The organism is Tepidibacter sp., from assembly GCF_025210165.1.
In the GTDB taxonomy this organism is placed as follows: domain Bacteria; phylum Bacillota; class Clostridia; order Peptostreptococcales; family Peptostreptococcaceae; genus Tepidibacter_A.
Genome location: NZ_JAOASI010000078.1, coordinates 1 through 18,048 on the forward strand (window position 1 = coordinate 1; position 18,048 = coordinate 18,048).

An 18,048-nucleotide genomic window follows, 5' to 3' on the forward strand; every position below is an offset into this window, starting at 1 on the left:
ACTATAACTCCAACCCATGACATACCTATATTTATCTTAACTATATTTATAATATTGCCTATATTAGAAGGAAGAATAAGCTTTGTAAGTATTTGATATTTAGTTGCACCGAAGCTTTTTAGCATTTTAATTTTTTCTTCTTCAACAGTAATAAAATAGTTATAAGCTGAAAGTATTGTAACTACTATTGATATAGTAAGTGCAATAACTACTATACCAGTGATTCCAGCTCCAGCCCATATTATAAGTATAGGAGCAAGAGCTGTCTTTGGAAGAGCATTTAAAACAACTAAAAATGGGTCTAGTATTTTAGCTAAGGTTTTGTTCCAGCAGAGCATTATAGCTATTATTATCCCACCTAAAGTTCCAAGGATAAATCCTAAAATAGTTTCGTATACTGATATTCCCACATGCTTAAATATTTCTCCGTTTGAAGAATATTTTATGAATAGCTTGAATATATCAGATGGCTTACTGGTTAAAAATACATCTATAACATTTAAATGAGCAGCCATTTCCCAAATTAGTACAAATAGTACGAGTACTAATATCTGATAAAGTATTATTTTTCTCTTGTTTGATTTAACTGATTTTAAATAAGCTGTGTATTCACTAGAGCAGTTTGTCTTTTTCATCTATATCAAGCTCCTTCCATATTGTATTGAAATAATATTTAAACTCAGGAGCTTCTCTTGATGAAAGCGGTGTTTTAGTTCCTTCTACTGTAAGTTTTATATCGTGTATATTTTTTATTGTGGCTGGGCGTTTTGAAAGAACGGCTATTTTGTTTGCCATTGATATAGCTTCTTCAACATATATATCAAGGCAAAAAATGGATGTAAAGTTCATATGTATTTACAAAATTCAATATAGAAACATTTAGCGTGTCATTTAACTAATATGATTTTATATAAATATACACCAAAAGATAATGAAAATATACTTAAAAGTGAGATATAATATAGATAAAGAGAGGAGTGATAAAGTGGATAGACTAAAGCCCTTAAATGATTTTATCTTTAAAAAACTATTTGGAGAAAATGAAGCTAAGCATAATTTAATTGCATTTTTAAATGCAGTATTAGATAGAAAAGATAAAGATAGATTAGTATCATTAGAAATAATAGAAAATAAAGAATTAACAAAAGAAATGATGGAAGATAAAACAGGTATTTTAGATGTAAGAGCAAGAACAGAAGATGGAACACAAATAAATATAGAAGTTCAACTTACAGATCAAAGAAATATGGATAAAAGGACTTTATTTTACTGGGGAAGATTGTTCAATGAAGGTATTAGAAAAGGTGAAGACTATAGAAAGTTATGTAAAGTAATTACTATAAATATACTGGATTTTGAATATCTATCATTAAACAAATTTCATTCTAAATTTCATTTATGGGAAGACGAAGAGAAAGATTATATGTTAACTGATTTAGTTGAGATACATTTTATTGAAGTACCTAAATTCAATGAATTAGATGAGAAAAATTTAAAAGAAGATAAGCTTCAGAGATGGTTAACTTTTTTTAACAAAGACATATCAGAAGAAACTTTAAAGGAGTTGATGGATATGGATGAAGATATAAAAAGAGCAGAAGAAAGATTAGAATATCTAAGTAGTGATAAAAAAACTATTGAGTTATATAAAGCTAGAGAAAAATCACTGCATGAAAGAGAAAACATGATAAATAGTGCTAAGGAAGAAGGAAGAGAAGAAGGGAGAGAACAAGAAAAAATAAAAATTGCTAAAAGTTTATTAGATATTTTAGATGTAGAAACTATAGCATTGAAAACAGGATTAAGCATACAAAAAGTAAAATCATTAAAAAATTAATGTATGAACAAAAAAGTGGACTTTTAATCGTTTGGTGGTGATAATTTGAAAAAAGCATTTAATACAACAGGAACATGCATACCATCAATGCATTATATGGTAGATATAAAAGATAAGCTTGATAATATAGAGAATATTATAGATAAAGGTAACTATTTTGTAATAAATAGACCAAGACAATACGGCAAAACAACTACTTATATACTTACTAAAAAATAAATTAAAATCAAAATATTTGGTATTAATTTGTAGCTTTGAAGGAATCGGAAGTGAAACCTTTAAAGATGAAAAGACGTTTAGTAATAGAATTATAAAGCTAATGGCAAAATCAATTAGGTTAACCTGATAGTACTTGGGATAAATATATTATTCAAAAATCAGTAAAGTATATATTGAGAGAGAAAAATACTTTATTTGATGATTTGATAAAAAATTTAGAAAATAATAATGAACTTTATAACTTGGTTAGAAAGATAGTTTTAGATGAATATAGGATAAGTTTTAATAGAGCAAATCCAATAATAGATTTAGGATTTGTTTGTGGGATTTTTATTACTATATCTAGGTCATGGTTTTACCATGATCTTTATTTATGGTAAAATATAGAAAAGGATACAAGTGCATGGAGGTTCGATAGTGTGATTTATTCATTTAGAGAGTTATCAAAAGAACAAAGAAAAAAATTGTATTGCTTTATAAAAGAGTTTGGGTTCAATTTTTATTTTAATACTTATGAAGAAATGCTATCAAATTATAGTGGAGTATTATTTGATAATGGAAAGAGTTATTTTACATTATGGGATAAAGAAGAGATAAAGGGTACTATAGGGGTTATTAGCAAGGATATTAAAGAAAATGGAGAAATATTTTTTGCAAGTATTAACATATATGAAAATAATCAAAAATACTTCGAGAAACTATTAAAATACTCTATTGAATATGCAAAAAAATATAATCCTAATAAGATAAAGTTAGGATTGAAACCTAATTCTAAGCACATAATGTCAACTGTAAAAAAAATAGGTTTTAGAGAAGTTTATAAAGCTGTTATTCTTAGGTTAGAATGTAGTGAAAAATTAAATTCTATAGAAATTCATAATTCTATTAATTTTGAAAATCTAAGTGATAAAAATAAAGATGTATATAAAGTTATTAACAATGAATCATTTAGAAATTCTCCTAATTGTGGAGTGATGACAGATAAAGAAATAAAAGAATTATTAAAGAAAAGAAATGAAAAAAGTTTAATAGTAGGCATAATATATTCTAATGAAGAGCCTGTAGGTATATATGAACTTCATATACAAGAAGGGATAGGATGGGTTGATACTATTGGTATATTACCTAAATTTCAAGGAAATAAATTTGGGAAAATACTTTTGAAAAAGTCAATTAATATATTGAAACAATTTGAGGTAGAAGATATAAAATTAATCGTTATAAGCTCAAATAATATAGGGTATAGTCTATATAAAAAATATGGATTTGTAGATGATGAGATTCTAAGTTATTGGTTTGAAAAATAATATACGATAATATATACTTGAGACTGCTAATAACTATTAATAGCAGTTAATTTTTTATTCTATATGAAACTATATCATTTTTGGTTTTATGGATAACTTATTGAAAAAGCTACACTTGCAACTATTTTGATTTCGTTTCATACTATGTAAAAATATAACTAATGTACATGATATAATGATAAATAATTAAAAAAACTAAGGGGGGGACATTTGTATGGGAAAGAAGTTTTTTACATTTGTAACTATATGGTTAGTTTCTATAAGCTTTATGCTATTTGGAGAAGATAGTTTTGCTGTTGAACAAAGTGTAAAAGTCAGATTACCAAAATTTAATGTTACTATAAATGAAAATAAGATTGATAATTTACATCGAGAATATCCACTTTTGCTATATAAAGATATGACATATTTTCCAATGACATGGTATGATTGCAGGCTTTTGGGATTAGAAACAAAATGGACACAGGATGAAGGTTTTAAAATTATTCAAAGTAATGTTACATCATCTTATGTACCATATAAAACAAAACATAAAAATAGAAATAGTTATAATGCAACGATACCTACATTTAAGATTACAGCAAATGGGAATGCAATCTATAATTCTAAAGAGGAATATCCTCTTTTAAGTTTTAACAATGTAACATATTTTCCACTCACATGGAAATTTGCACATGATACATTTGGATGGGAATATGATTGGGATAAATCAAAAGGACTCATGATAAAATCTAATAACCCACAGGTAAAAACAGTAAATCTTCCTAAATATGCAGGTGAAAATGATGTTGCGGTATTTAATGGTTATTATTATTTTGTAGAGACTGTAGATACTGTAAATAAGACAAATAAAGTGTATAGAGTTAAGGATACTAATATATCTAATAAAGAATTAGTGTATTCCTATGAAATAGATACAAGCTATGGCTTTAATAATAGTTTGACATTTTATAAAATAGATAAAACTCTCTGGTTTTATTATCATTCTGGAGGAGCTGTAATGGGGGAAGATGTATATTGCAAGGTAAATAATGATGGAAAAGCTACAGTAGAAGAGAGTGGTTATCTTGATTTTAAAAATACTTCAAAGGGTACGCTTAAGATATATCAAGGACCTCCTTTAAATGGACCTAATCTTTTTCTTGAATCAAAAGAAGGTGGTATAGATAAAGAAAAAAGAAAAAGAATAGGAAATCAAAACCTTACATATGGATGGCACATACAAGATGGATATAGCCCTGATCGTTGTACTACTGTTATAAATGATAATGTTTATATACTTGCATCTACATATCCAATAAAAGATGGTGAGCAAAATTTTATTTATACAATAGATTTAGATACAAATGAAACTATAAAAATTACAGATTTTGGAGTTAAGAATTTTAAAATAGCAAGTAATAAAATTTATTATGTAAAAGATGAAGATAAATATTTATATGTATCAAATCTAGATGGAACAAATGAAAAAAAATTATCTGATAATAAACTTGAAGGTTATGAAGATGGATATTATGAAGTAGATGGAAATGTATATTATACTGTATCAGAGCAAGATGGAAGGATGAAACTTTATAAGGTAGTTATAGACAAAGAAGATAAACTTGTATTGAAGGAAAATTTAAGAAATATAAAAATAGAAAACAATAGATTAATATGTACTCTTTTAGCAGAAGAAGATTATGGTATAAAAGTGTTTAATAAATCTGGTGATTTGAATTTAGCAATTACAGATCAAGTTTCTAATAGTTCTGTAGATGGTGAGAAAATCTTAATAACTTCAGGAACAGATAAATCAATAAAATTAGTAAAATTGAAAAGTAATTAAAAAATATTAATTTAAAAGATCAAAAGGTCGTAAGGTTGAAATTTTTGTATTATTTGTGAATTATAGTGAATAGAATGTATAAATAATAATATATACTTGAGACTGCTAATAACTACTATTAGCAGTTATTTTTTTTGTTGAAAATAATATCTTTATTAAAATATATTATGATAAAATAATTTTATAACGAGTATGGTAGGTGATTAAAATAAAAAATATTTATGATTTTAAGAAGAAAATAGTATCAGTAAATGAAATACAAGAATATTTTAAAATTCAAGATTATATTGAATTAGTAAACTTTATTAAAGATTTGACGCAAGGTGGTAAATTAAAAGAAGTAAAGACAAGTAAATTAAATGGGATGAATCCAGCCTTGTTTAACAAATATAGAATATTAACAAAAGGTGTAGATAATACAAAATATATAGATGAAATTAATTATAGTTTCTATTTTACATTTAACAAGGATTATTATTTGTCTAATATTGATAAATACAAAAAAGATAGAAGTTATATAGAAAAATTGACTAATTACTTTAGAAATTATAGTGAAAGACTAGATATTCCAATGGCTATTAATGAAAGAAGCTATGATATCTTCTCTGAAGAAAAGTTTTTAAAGTATGAAGGAGGACTAAGAATTCTAAAAAATCTAGGAATAAGTCTAGAGAGCATAAATATATATACAACTCCAGAACCCTTCGTTTATTTTTCCAAAAATAAAGATAATAATCAAGATGTATTGATTATTGAAAATAAAGATACTTGGTATACTTTGAGAAAACTTATGATAGAAAATCAAAATACATTTTTAGGAGCGTCTTTTTCTACCATAATATATGGACAAGGAAAATGTATTGAAAAATCTTTAGAGGAGTACGAATTTACTGTTGAAAAATACTTGTTTAATCCCAATAAATTAATTTATTGGGGCGATATAGATTATGAAGGAATAGGAATATATGAAAGATTAAAAGAAAAATATGAAACTAAGTTTAAAATAGAGTTATTTAGACAAGCCTATAAGGAAATGGTAAAAAAATCAAAAAAAATAGATTTAAACTTTTCAAAGGATAAACAAAATAAAAATATAAAAGGAATTTTCTATGATGAATTAAAAGATATTGAAGCTGATATAAAAAATATTTTAGAAAGAGGAGAATATATACCTCAAGAAATATTAAATTATCAAATTTTAAGAATAGGAGCTAATGAAAGTGTATGATTTTTTGAATAATTTTCATAAGAGAATGGAGAAATTATCTTATTCATTTTTAATTGATAACAAAATATCTGTAACAGGACAGCTAAAAAATTACGGATTTAGCACTAACGAGCAGATAAATCTTGTTTATGTTTTAATGTGTTTTGTATTAGATAAATCATTAAAGGATGAAGAGTGTACATTAGATAATATGTCTAATTATTTAGATAAGATAATTTTAAATTATTTTGATAAGGATATAAAGGAGGAAGAGGTTAGAGAAATTACTAGATTTATAATTTATAGAGTATTAAGAAATGAAGGAAAGCCATTTATTTTTAACACTTTAAATTATTCAAATGATGAAAGGGTAGTGTATGAATACCATCTTCTTCAGCAAAAGCCATCAAGGGATAATAAAAATAAGAGTACATTTTATCTTACACAGGAAGGCTATAGATTATTACTGGGTTCATTAGAGATTGATGAAAAAATGCAAATTGATATAAATCAAATGATATTAGAGCTGAGCTTAAAAAGAAAAAATTTCTCTCAAGGATTAACTGCAATAGAAAATTTAAATAATCTTATTAGATCTCAAATAAGCGTAATAAATAATTTTATATATAGAACAAGAGAAAATATATTTTCTATAAATCAGGAAGAGTTTCAAAATAACTTTTTGAAAAATATTGAAGTATTAAAGGAACAAAATGATAGATTTGAAGAATTAAAGCAGGTTGTAATATTAGAAGAAGAAAGATTGATGTCAAACAACGATAAAGTTATAGATGAAAATTTAGAATCTTTAAGACAGCTTGGAAGAATAAAGGAGCTTTTAATTTCAATAAGTCAAAAATCAGGTTCTCTTATAAGTAAGCATTTTCAATTTAAAGATGAGTACAAAAACGCTTTAGAAGAAGCTAGCTATTATTATAGCAATAAAAGGATAAATATAAAAGAGGATATTTTAAAGCCTATAGAAGAAGATGCTATGGCTCTTGATAATATTTATAAAATATTTAATCCACTTTTTATACCAAAGATAAAAAAGAAATTCAATATAAATAAAATATTTGAAGAACAAAAAATATATTCATCAGAAGATGAGGAAGACGAAGTTGAAATAGATGAGATAAAGGAAGAACAGGAATTAATAAATAACTTGATAAGAAGAAAAGAAGAGTATCAAGGAATAATTTCGTGCATGTTAGGATTTATTATTGATAAAAAAAATACTGATTTTAGAGCATTGGCAGATTATTATTCTAATAAAAATGATGAAGAATTTAAAAAATTAGTTCCAACAGTTAGACAGCTATCAGAGATAGTGATTGAGTTTTTGAGACTTGGAGAAATAGATATAGAGGAAATGATGAATGAATACGAGGAAAGTTATATTAATGAAGAAATAGAGCTTGATCTTAGGCAATTATTAGTTAATGAAATAAATGAAAAGTATAGATTCAGAATGCCAAAAAAATTGAAATTTTATAGAAGTGATGAAATAGATATAGTTGAAGTAAAAGAGAGAGTACATATTGATAAAAATATAGAAAGTTTTGAATTCACTACAATAGAAACTGTGAGATGTCCAAATTTTATAATGCATATGGAATAAAGGAGGAACCATGTATACGATAGATGAAATAAGAAACTCAATAAAAATATACAATTATCTTCAAGAACACGGAGAATTAACAGTAAATGATGATAAAGAATTATATGAATCTTATGCTACTGAGAAGATAAAAGATATATTAAGAGCTTATGAAGATGAAGTAGGAGTTAAAATAAGAAAGTTTGATAATACCATATATTTAATACCTAATGTAGAAAATGAGTTTTTGGGATATAAAAGAGCAGAGCTAAAAAGAGAGATATTTGGGAGAGCAGATATGAAGAATATAGATTTCTTTTTAGCTAGTTATATTATTATTTATTTAATAACAGAGTTTTATAGTGGAAAAGGTAAGAATGCTCAGATAAGAGATATGATTGAAATTGGAGAGATAGACGAAAAACTTACAGAAAGGTTTGAACTATTATCAAGTGTGGAAGATAAGTCATTAGATTATGAAACTAAACTTGCCATAACTGATATTTCAAAGCATTGGTTTACACTTTTAAATGAAGATAATATGACAAAGATTAGAACTAGAAGATGGTATATATATCAAGTTTGCTCGTTCTTAAAAAAAGAAAAACTAATAAATATTCAAGATGAAACAGCTATACTGCCAACTAAAAAGTTTAACACATTAGTTGCAAATTACTTTTTAAATTATGATAGGATACAGGACATAAATAATATTATAAATTTGAAAATTCAAGAAGAAGGTGAAGTTTAAATGCCTAAATTAAGTAAAACAAGAATAATAAATCTTAACTATAATGATGGGAAAAGAACTATATATAACGAGGTTTTTGACTATGGAAATGGTAAGGATACTTTGTTTTCAATGGAAAATGGAGTGGGAAAAACGGTATTAATACAATTTTTTATGCAGCCTTTTTTAAAAAGAAAAAGAGATTTATCAGGCAGGAAATTTGAAGATTATTTTACGAATAATACTCCGACTTACATAATGCATGAGATATTATTAGAAAATAAAGAAAAATTTTTAGTTGGAATGATAATAAAAAGAGATATAAAAAATGAAGATGATAAAAATAGAATAAGAATACTAGCATTCACGAATAAATATAAAAAAACAGATTCTTTTGATATAATAGATATTCCTTTTATAGAAGATAGAACAATATTAAAATTCTCTCAAGCAGAAAAAATAGCTAAAGACTATAGCAGAAGAAAGAATAATTTTAAAGTCTATAATTTTAATGACAGCACAAAGAAAAATGAGTATTTTAATGAATTAGAAATACATAAAGTTAATCATAAGGAATGGGAAAATATTATCAAAAAAATTAATAATGATGAATCTGGTCTTTCTAACCTTTTTGACAAATGCAAAACGGATGAAGCACTTATAAGAACTGAGATTATTCCTTTGATTGAAAGTAAATTAAATAGCGAAACAAATCAAATAGAAGCTATAAGAGAAAATCTTGTAAAATACATACAAAACTATAAGGGAAGTAAAGAGGCTATAGAAAAAGTAAAATGCTTTGATGAATTTATAGAGGACTCATCAAAGATAAAAGAAAAAATGGAAGAAGGAACAAGTGTTGATAATAAAAAGAATAAATTATTAAATAATCTTGCAACACAAGCAAATTTATTAGATGATTTTATAAAAAATAAAAATAAAGAAAAAAAAGATTTTGAGAATTACATTTTAGAATTAAAGGAAGAATTAAGAATTTTAAATTATGAAAAATTATCTTATGAGTATCATACTCTGGATAAAGAAATATGTGATTTGAATACTATTTTAGAAAGTATTCAAAATGATATAGATTCAAAAAATAATCAAAGAGAAATCTATGATAAAGAGTTGAATATACAAAAAGCAGCTGAAATATATGAAAAAATACAAGCTTTAAATAGAAAACTATCCAGTATAAAAGAACGATTAGCAAATTATGAAAAAGATGATAATGAGATAAATAGAAATATAAAAAATTATAAATTTACTCTTAATAAAATATATGATGATGAAATAAAAGAGAAAATTGATGTATTAGAACAATTAAAAACAAATATTCAAAAAATAGAAAAGCAAATAGAAGATATGTCAAGTCAAAAAAGAAATATAAATAAAGAATTAATTAATATCTCAAGTAATATAGCTTCTAGAGAAAAATATATTAAAGACTTTGAAAATAAAGAACAAATGTTTAAAAATAACTATGAGGATTTTAATATTCAAAGAAACCCTATATCAGGTAAATACAATAAAAGTGAATTAGATAAATATAAAAAAAATCTAGATAAAATAGAAAAAAAATCAGAAAAAGAAGTAACTGAACTAAATAAGAATATAGAGAACGTGGATAATAATATAAATGAATCTATTGTTAAACAAGAAAAAAATATAGAAAAATTAAGTGAATATAAGATTGAATTAAATCAAATTCAAAATGATTTAGATTATTTTAAAGAAGAAACTTTGAAAATAGAAAATATATTAGAAATAAAGCATTTTGAAAGAAATGTTAAAAAACATAAAGATTCTTGTATAAATAAAATAGTAGAAGATATAAACAATTTTGAAAAAAATAAAGAAAAAATAATTAAAGAAAGAAATGAAATATATGATATTATCCTAAAATATAAAACAGGCTTGGTAAATCTTCCTAAAGATTTAGAAAAAGAGTTTGAGGATAGGGATATAGAATTTGAGTATGGACTGAGTTGGTTAAAGAAATATAAAGGAAATTTTCAAGAAAAATGTAGAATTATAGATATAAATCCATTTCTACCTTATTCCTTGGTGCTGAGTAAAAAGGATTATGAAGTATTAAAGAGTCAAGATATAGAGGTATTTACTTCTTTACCAATACCAATAATAGATAAAAACAATCTTCATGAAAAAAAAGAAATAAAAATTTTAAATAGTTTATTAAGTATAAATAATCAAGATTTTATACTTTCGTTTAATAAGCTTTTAGTAGATGATAATAAAAGACAAAAGCTTATTTTAGATAGGGAAAATAAAATTAATATTTTAGATAAGGAAATAAATAAAATAAAAGAAGCTATAGAAATAAACCAAGGATATAAATCTTTAATACTTAACTATTCTTTTAATGGAGACGAGGAAGAAAATCTAAATTATGGAATAAAAGTACTAAAAAATAATATAGAGGAGACAGAAATTAAATTAAAAGAGTTAAAAATATTAAAAGAAGAGTATAATAAAGAACTTAAAAATTTAAAGAATAATTTAAAATCAAATTTAGAAAAACTAGAGAATCTAAAAATTCAAAAAAGAGAATTTGTAAATTTTTCAAATGAGTATCAACTGTATATTGAAAATAAAGAAGAGATTATTGATTTTAATGAGCAACTAAAAATAAAAAATGATGAGCTTTCAAAAATAGAAAATGATATACAAAATTTAAGCGATAATAAAATAAATGATAATATAGAGCTTAGAAAAACAGAAGATGAAAAAAAATTAATAATAAATAAAAAAGAGGAACTAGGTCAAATAAAAGAGGGTGAATTTATAGAAGAAGATATGAATTCACTAGAGGGAAAGCTTAAAGCTTGTTTAGATAAATATGATGCCGATAAAAAAAGAGATTTAGAAGATGAAAAAAATTATCAAAATGATATAAAGGACAAAGAAGGAAAATTAAAAAAAATAGTACAAAATGCCAAATTAAATGACGAATTTTATAATGTTAGATATGATGAAGGTATTGAAAATGATTTAGAAGAAAAAATTAAAAATACTACTGAAGAAATAAATAATTTAAAAGAAAATCATCAAAAAAATAGAGATAGCAAATTAAGGCTAGAAGGTGAATTAAACGGTAAAAAAAGAGAATTAAATAAGGCAGGATACAAAGAAGTTTTATCACTTGAGGAAATTAAAGATATAAATTTTAAAGAAAGAGAAAACAGATATAAAAAGGATTTAAAAGAATATAAAGAAATTTTAAAAGAATATGATAGTAAAATTCAAAAATTACAAAGCATATTCTATAAAATTGAGAAATTCAAAAGAATAACATGGAAAAATACAGATGAGAAGTTTGATTTTGAAGACATAGAAACATTAAAAAAACAAATAAATGATTTATTAAATGAGCATGAAGCTGTTAATAAAGTATATGAAAAAATTGAAAAAGAAATTTCAAATCTTTTTATAAGTTCCTATGAGAAATATAGGGATAAATATGATTTGTTAAAAGATAGGCTCCTTGATTTTACAAAAGAAGAGAGTAAGATACAAGCAAGAGGAAAGTTTGAATCCTTAGTAGAAGTAATAGAAAAAATGAGAGATACAGAAAGATTAAATCTTGAAAATATAAAAAATGAAGAAGACATGGTTATCAAACTGATTTTAAGGTATTCAAAAAATATATACGACGAGATAAAAAAAATAGATAAAAAATCATCAATAAAAATTCATGGAAAAATAAAAAAAATGTTAGAAATAGTTATACCACAAGAAATTGAAGAAGAGGGGTTAAAGGATTTTATAAAGAATATTGTGGAAGAAGTAGTACAATTAGATGGAAGCTATAGAGAAATTATAGATACTAGGATTAAAACATCAGTATTATTAGGAAAACTTATAGGCAACATAAATAGAATAAAGGTGTTTATAAATAAAATAGAAAAAAGAAGATTGGTAAAGAAAAGATGGGGGGAAGCTTTAAATCAAAACTCAGGAGGAGAAAAATTTGTATCAATGTTCATATTATTAGCAAGCTTGATGTCTTATATGAGAAGAAAAGAATCTGAAATAGGAATAATAGAAGATAGCAAAATTATAATTATGGACAATCCTTTTGCTAAAACTAATGCAGAGCATCTACTCGAGCCTATGTTTGATATTGCGAGTAAATATGGAATTCAATTAATATGTTTTTCGGGTATAGGAGGAAGCTCTGTATATAATAGATTTGATAGAATATATGTAGCAAAGGTTATAGCAGATAGATTTAGAAATAAGGATAAGGTTGAATTTGTTAAAGATACAGGAAAAGATTCTCTTGAAATAAGTAACTTGGAGTTTATACAGGAACAAATATCTTTAACCTTAGAATAATAAAATTAATGGCAGATTGTATGTCTGCCATTAACTTTGCCATTTAAGGAAGGCAGCTTCTGCAATATCATGTGTCACCATTATAGTAGTTTTATTCTCATTCTTTATAATTTGAGCTATATCATTACAAACCAAAAGTCTGGTCTGATAATCAAGTGCTGAAAAAGGTTCATCTAAAAGCAGTATGTCTGGATTAACAGCTAGAGTTCTAATTAGGGCAACTCTTTGTCTCATACCACCTGAAAGCTCTTTTGGGTAGTTGTTTCTAAATTCCCAAATTCCATAAAGCTTAAGCAGTCTTTCTATCTTTTGTAGGGCTTCATTATTTAATTTTTTTTGTATCTCTAGTCCTATTTTTATATTATCTAATATAGTTCGCCATTCAAGTAGATGATCTCGTTGAAACATATATCCTATCTTGCCATTAATAACGACTTCTCCTCTTGTAGGAGTTATGAGACGTGATAATATATTCATTATTGTGGATTTACCACAACCAGATGGACCAACAAGTGCTAGAATTTTACCTTCTTCTAAAGTTAAATTAATATTCTTTAAAACATTTAGTTCACCTTCTAATGTATAGTAATTCATAGAAAGGTCTTTTATTTGAACAATAGGTTTCATATTACTCCCCTCCCCTTAGGAGAAAAAATTTATGTCATATAATTTATATTATTAAAATAGAGGTGAATTTGTACCTATATCATATTTTATGTATATATTTACAAATTCTTTTTAAAATTTACAATAATTGAAAAATTACATTGCTTATAAGATTATTTTTATGATAAAATAATCTCAAATATAGGGTAAAATTTTCCTTGATATTTCACATATCATAATGCAATTATTTAATAGAAATACGAAATTTTAAGGTTTAGTTTGATCCTAATTATATAATGAGGAGGGATTTAACAATGAGTGAAGCAGTTATTAAGAAAAAAGGTCATCCAGCAGGTTTTTGGCTGGTATCAACGCTTCAAATATTTGAGAGATTTAATTACTATGGTATGAGAGGCCTATTAATGTTGTTTTTAACAACAACTGCAATCAAGGGTGGACTTGGACTTGATACCGTTACAGCAGCTACTATTTATTCAACATTTACTATGAGTGCATATTTTATTCCGCTATTAGGTGGATATATAGCAGATTCATTTTTGGGAAAGAGAAATACTTTCTTTATAGGTTCTATACTTATAGCAATTGGAACTTTCATGTTGTTTATTACTAATACAAAAACTATGTTATACGGAGCTTTATTTTTTCTTGCAATGGGGAATGGTCTTTGGAAGCCTAATATAACTTCTATTGTAGGGGATTTTTATGATAATAATGATCCTAGAAAAGATGGAGCATATTCTATTTTTTATACATTTATAAATATGGGTGCTTTTTTAGCTCCTCTTATATGTGGCGCAGTTGCAGAGAAAATGTTTGCAGAAACAAATGGAACAGAAATTATAAGTTATGGATATAGATATGGATTCCTGACTGCATCTATAGGTATGTTAATTGGAACTGTAATATATATCTTATTGGGTAAGAAATATCTTGGTGATGTTGGAAAATATGATGCATCTAAAAAACAAGCTAAAGATTTAAATAATTCACAAAAACAACCTTTAACAAAGGATGAAAAGAAAAGAGTTTTCGCAATTTGTGCACTTTCTTTCTTTGTTGTGGTTTTCTGGGCTGCATTTGAACAAGCAGGTTCGAGTTTAACTATATATACAAATGATTATATCAATAGAAATGTAGGTGGATTTGAGGTTCCAACAAGCTGGTTCCAATCTATAAATCCATTCTTATGTATGGTTTTAGGTCCTATATTTGCTATGTGGTTTGTTAAGTTATCTAAGCGTGAAAAAGGAGATATTCCTACAGCAACTAAAATGGGTTATGGATTAATTATTCTTGGTATTGGATTTGGACTTATGGCTGGAGCAGCTCTTCAAAGAGGAAACTCAACGGATATAGCAATAAAAGCAAATATATTATGGTTATTTGGTGCATATACTATGCATACAGTTGGAGAAATGTTCTTATCTCCTGTTGGATTATCTATGGTTAGTAAGCTTGCTCCAAAGCAAATTGCTGCTGTTATGATGGGAGTATGGTTATTTGCAACTGGTGTTGGTAATTATATAGCAGGTATGTCTGCAGCTTTTGTTGAATCTTGGGGAGGACTTCAAGTATTTGGACTTGTAACCGCAATAACTATAGGCTCAGGAATTCTTCTTTGTGCACTTAGTCCAATGTTCCAAAAGATTATGGTTTTAGATAACGAGTAACGAATACATTAATACCTTAATAGTTTTTACTATAAGGTATTTTTTGTGAATTAGGTACAAAAACATATATGTATTTTATGGATTATATTGTATAATTATGTACAAGAGGTTAATAATACCTAAATACAAAACTAGGAGGAGAAGTATGGGACTATTAAAGAGAAATAGTAAACGAGCTATGGCTATTATAGTAACGGCATCTATGGTAGTTGGATCTATGGGAATTTCTTTTGCTGCTAATTTTTCAGATGTTAACAATCACTGGGCGGCAAAACAAATTAATTCATTAGTAAATAGAGGAATTGTAAGTGGTTATAATGATGGTACATTTAAGCCAAATAACTATATTACAAGAGCAGAATTTATATCATTAATAAACAAAGCTTTTAATTATAAGCTAGTTTATGATGTTGACTACAAAGATGTATCATTAAAGGACTGGTATTATGATGATTTAAGAAAGGCAAAAGCAAAAGGGTATATATCAGGATATGAAGATAATACTATAAGACCTAACAATAAGATTACAAGACAAGAAGTAGCTGTAATTATGGCTAAGGTACTTAACAAACAAAATGCTGATAAGGTATATGTAGCTGATAAATTTAAGGATTCAGATAAGATTGCAAATTGGAGCAAAAAATCTGTAGGTGCACTAGTAGACTCTAAAAATATGAGTGGATATCCAGATGGAACATTTGGACCAGAAAAATACATAACTAGAGCTGAAGCAGTAACTGTAATCTATAAAAAGTTTGAAGGATCAGGCTATTCTATATCTTCAAGTGGAAAACATAACTATGATTATGATAAAGATTCAAAAAAGAAAGATGATGATGTAGTAATAGATGATAAGGGTGAAAAACTAAAAAATAAAACAATAGATGGAGATCTTACTATATCATCAGATGTAGGAGACGGAGAAGTCTATCTTGAAGATGTTAGAGTAAAAGGAACTACATATGTATATGGTGGTGGAAAAAATAGTATATATCTTGAAGATTGTGATTTAGGAAAAGTAGTTGTTGATAAAAAAGATGATGATGTAAGATTAGTTGCACAAGGAAGTACAACTGTAGATACAGTTACATTAAAATCAGGAGCAATACTTGAAGAAGATACATCAGGAAGTGACGAATTAACTAAATCAGGATTTGATGATGTATCTGTTCAAGATGATCACAAGGTTACATTAAAAGGTGACTTTGATGATGTAGACATAGAAGTAAAAGATGCAGACCTTTATTTAGAAAAAGGAGAGATATCTAAAGTATCTATAAAAGATGATTCAAAAGATGCATATATATATGTAGCTAGTGGCACTAAAATCAATACAATAGATGCTGAGGAAGGAGCTAGAGTAAAGGGAAGCGGTTCGGTTAAGAAGATAGAAGGATCAAAAGCTAGCTCTGTAAGTAAAACACATTCATCAGGTAGTGGTTCTAGTTCAGGTGGTTCTAGCTCAAGTAATAGTGATAATACAGCACCAACAGTAACATTCTTACCAGCAGACAGTGCAACAGGTGTAGCAATAGATGGGAATATTACGATAACATTCAATGAAAAAGTGAGAAAATTAAATAATACTGCATTAGAAAATGGAGACTTAAAAGGAATACTTAACCTTAAAACGACAGACGCAAATGGTCAAGATGTATTATTTACAGCAACAATAGATGAATCTAAGAAAGTAATAACGATTAATCCAAATGAAAGTTTAGATAACAATCAAGTATACTATGTAGAAATAGCAGCTCAAGTAGAAGATGAATATGATAATGCAATCACAAAAACTACTGCTACATTTACAACAGTAGCAGCAGTACCAGTGCTAGGAAGTGTGAATCCAAAAGTAACAGCAGGAGATGGTAAGGTAGTATTAGATCCAATGACTCCAGAATCAGGAATTGATTTTTATTACAAAAATACATCGACAACAGATGCAGGAAATAAACCACCATTAGATAGTACCGATTTATCAGGATGGACTAGGTTTACAGTAAAAACAGATATAAATGGAACAAATGGAACAGCAATATTTGTGCAAGTAATCAAGGTAGATGAAAGCGATAGTAATAAAATCAAAGCATGGGGAGAAGCATCAGCAACACCAGTAGCAGATAATACCACACCAGTATATCAAAGTGCAGCAATAGATGACGCACATAAAGTAATAACATTAACATTTGATGAAAATGTAGTGGATGCGACAGATGCAGGAACAGAGTTAAAAACACAAGTAACAATAGCAACTGATGGAACAAATTATGTAGCATTAGGAGCTAATGATACTGTAGAAATTACAAATAGTAAATTAGTAGTGACATTTAAAAACGCATTAACAACAGCAACAAATAAAATTAAAGTAGCAGCAAATACATTAAAAGATGGAAGCGATAATGTATTAGATAAAGTTGTAGAAACAAGTGAGATAAATGCGAGTGATGTTGTCGAAAGTGATAATACAGATATTAAAGTTGCAACAGGAAAAGATGCAGTTGTAACAGAAGTAAAGAATGATAATCATACAATGAAAGTAGCAAATGGAACAATAGTATCGGAATTAAAAGCTGCGTTAGCATCAGATAATAATGCAGAAATTAAAGTGTTAACAGCAACAGGTCAAACAACTGAAGCAACGGTAACAGATGCTGTGACTAATAC

General features: G+C 26.3%; 14 protein-coding genes. 11 read left to right on the top strand and 3 right to left on the bottom strand.

Going from position 1 to position 18,048, the window contains the following annotated elements; all coding sequences use genetic code 11:
- Together N4A48_RS13355 and N4A48_RS13360 are read right to left on the bottom strand one after the other, a co-directional pair.
- On the bottom strand, positions 1-635 hold a 635-nt coding region (locus tag N4A48_RS13355), incomplete at its 3' end, for an ABC transporter permease (protein ID WP_293666755.1).
- Entirely contained in the window at positions 613-795 is a 183-nt protein-coding gene (locus tag N4A48_RS13360; protein WP_330665135.1) for a hypothetical protein, read from the bottom strand. The genes N4A48_RS13360 and N4A48_RS13355, both read right to left, overlap by 23 nt.
- A gap of 190 nt (positions 796-985) precedes the next feature.
- On the opposite strand from N4A48_RS13360, the gene N4A48_RS13365 reads away from it, so the two are divergent.
- The 9 genes from N4A48_RS13365 to N4A48_RS13405 all read left to right on the top strand — a co-directional run bounded on the left by N4A48_RS13365 (position 986) and on the right by N4A48_RS13405 (position 13,087).
- Positions 986-1,837: an Rpn family recombination-promoting nuclease/putative transposase gene (locus N4A48_RS13365; protein ID WP_293666756.1), complete on the top strand. Its 852-nt coding sequence runs from the start codon at positions 986-988 to the stop codon at positions 1,835-1,837.
- Between the two features lie 45 nt (positions 1,838-1,882).
- Entirely contained in the window at positions 1,883-2,056 is a 174-nt protein-coding gene (locus tag N4A48_RS13370; protein WP_330665136.1) for a hypothetical protein, read from the top strand.
- Between the two features lie 173 nt (positions 2,057-2,229).
- Positions 2,230-2,436: a hypothetical protein gene (locus N4A48_RS13375; RefSeq protein ID WP_293666757.1), complete on the top strand. Its 207-nt coding sequence runs from the start codon at positions 2,230-2,232 to the stop codon at positions 2,434-2,436.
- A 39-nt stretch (positions 2,437-2,475) separates the two neighbouring features.
- Entirely contained in the window at positions 2,476-3,363 is an 888-nt protein-coding gene (locus tag N4A48_RS13380; protein ID WP_293666759.1) for a GNAT family N-acetyltransferase, read from the top strand.
- A gap of 214 nt (positions 3,364-3,577) precedes the next feature.
- Positions 3,578-5,191 (top strand): TolB family protein, encoded by a 1,614-nt coding sequence (locus N4A48_RS13385; RefSeq protein ID WP_293666761.1) that lies wholly within the window; start codon positions 3,578-3,580, stop codon positions 5,189-5,191.
- A gap of 199 nt (positions 5,192-5,390) precedes the next feature.
- Positions 5,391-6,419 (top strand): Wadjet anti-phage system protein JetD domain-containing protein, encoded by a 1,029-nt coding sequence (locus N4A48_RS13390; RefSeq protein WP_293666763.1) that lies wholly within the window; start codon positions 5,391-5,393, stop codon positions 6,417-6,419.
- Positions 6,412-8,019, top strand: coding sequence for a hypothetical protein (locus tag N4A48_RS13395; protein ID WP_293666765.1), 1,608 nt, complete (start codon positions 6,412-6,414; stop codon positions 8,017-8,019). The genes N4A48_RS13390 and N4A48_RS13395 overlap by 8 nt, the downstream gene beginning before the upstream one ends.
- Before the next feature lie 10 nt (positions 8,020-8,029).
- Positions 8,030-8,749: a DUF6063 family protein gene (locus tag N4A48_RS13400; RefSeq protein WP_293666767.1), complete on the top strand. Its 720-nt coding sequence runs from the start codon at positions 8,030-8,032 to the stop codon at positions 8,747-8,749.
- Positions 8,750-13,087, top strand: a complete 4,338-nt coding sequence (locus tag N4A48_RS13405; RefSeq protein ID WP_293666769.1) for a hypothetical protein — start codon at positions 8,750-8,752, stop codon at positions 13,085-13,087. It abuts the gene before it with no gap.
- 30 nt (positions 13,088-13,117) lie between these two features.
- Here N4A48_RS13405 and N4A48_RS13410 read toward each other — a convergent pair whose 3' ends face one another.
- Positions 13,118-13,714, bottom strand: coding sequence for an ABC transporter ATP-binding protein (locus N4A48_RS13410; RefSeq protein ID WP_330665137.1), 597 nt, complete (start codon positions 13,712-13,714; stop codon positions 13,118-13,120).
- 293 nt (positions 13,715-14,007) lie between these two features.
- Here N4A48_RS13410 and N4A48_RS13415 point away from each other — a divergent pair, with 293 nt between their 5' ends.
- Positions 14,008-15,384 carry a peptide MFS transporter gene (locus tag N4A48_RS13415; protein WP_293666771.1) on the top strand — a complete coding sequence of 459 codons (1,377 nt, stop codon included), beginning with the start codon at positions 14,008-14,010 and terminating at the stop codon, positions 15,382-15,384.
- A 145-nt stretch (positions 15,385-15,529) separates the two neighbouring features.
- Positions 15,530-18,048 (top strand): S-layer homology domain-containing protein (locus tag N4A48_RS13420; RefSeq protein ID WP_293666773.1); only part of this gene is annotated, 2,519 nt, incomplete at its 3' end.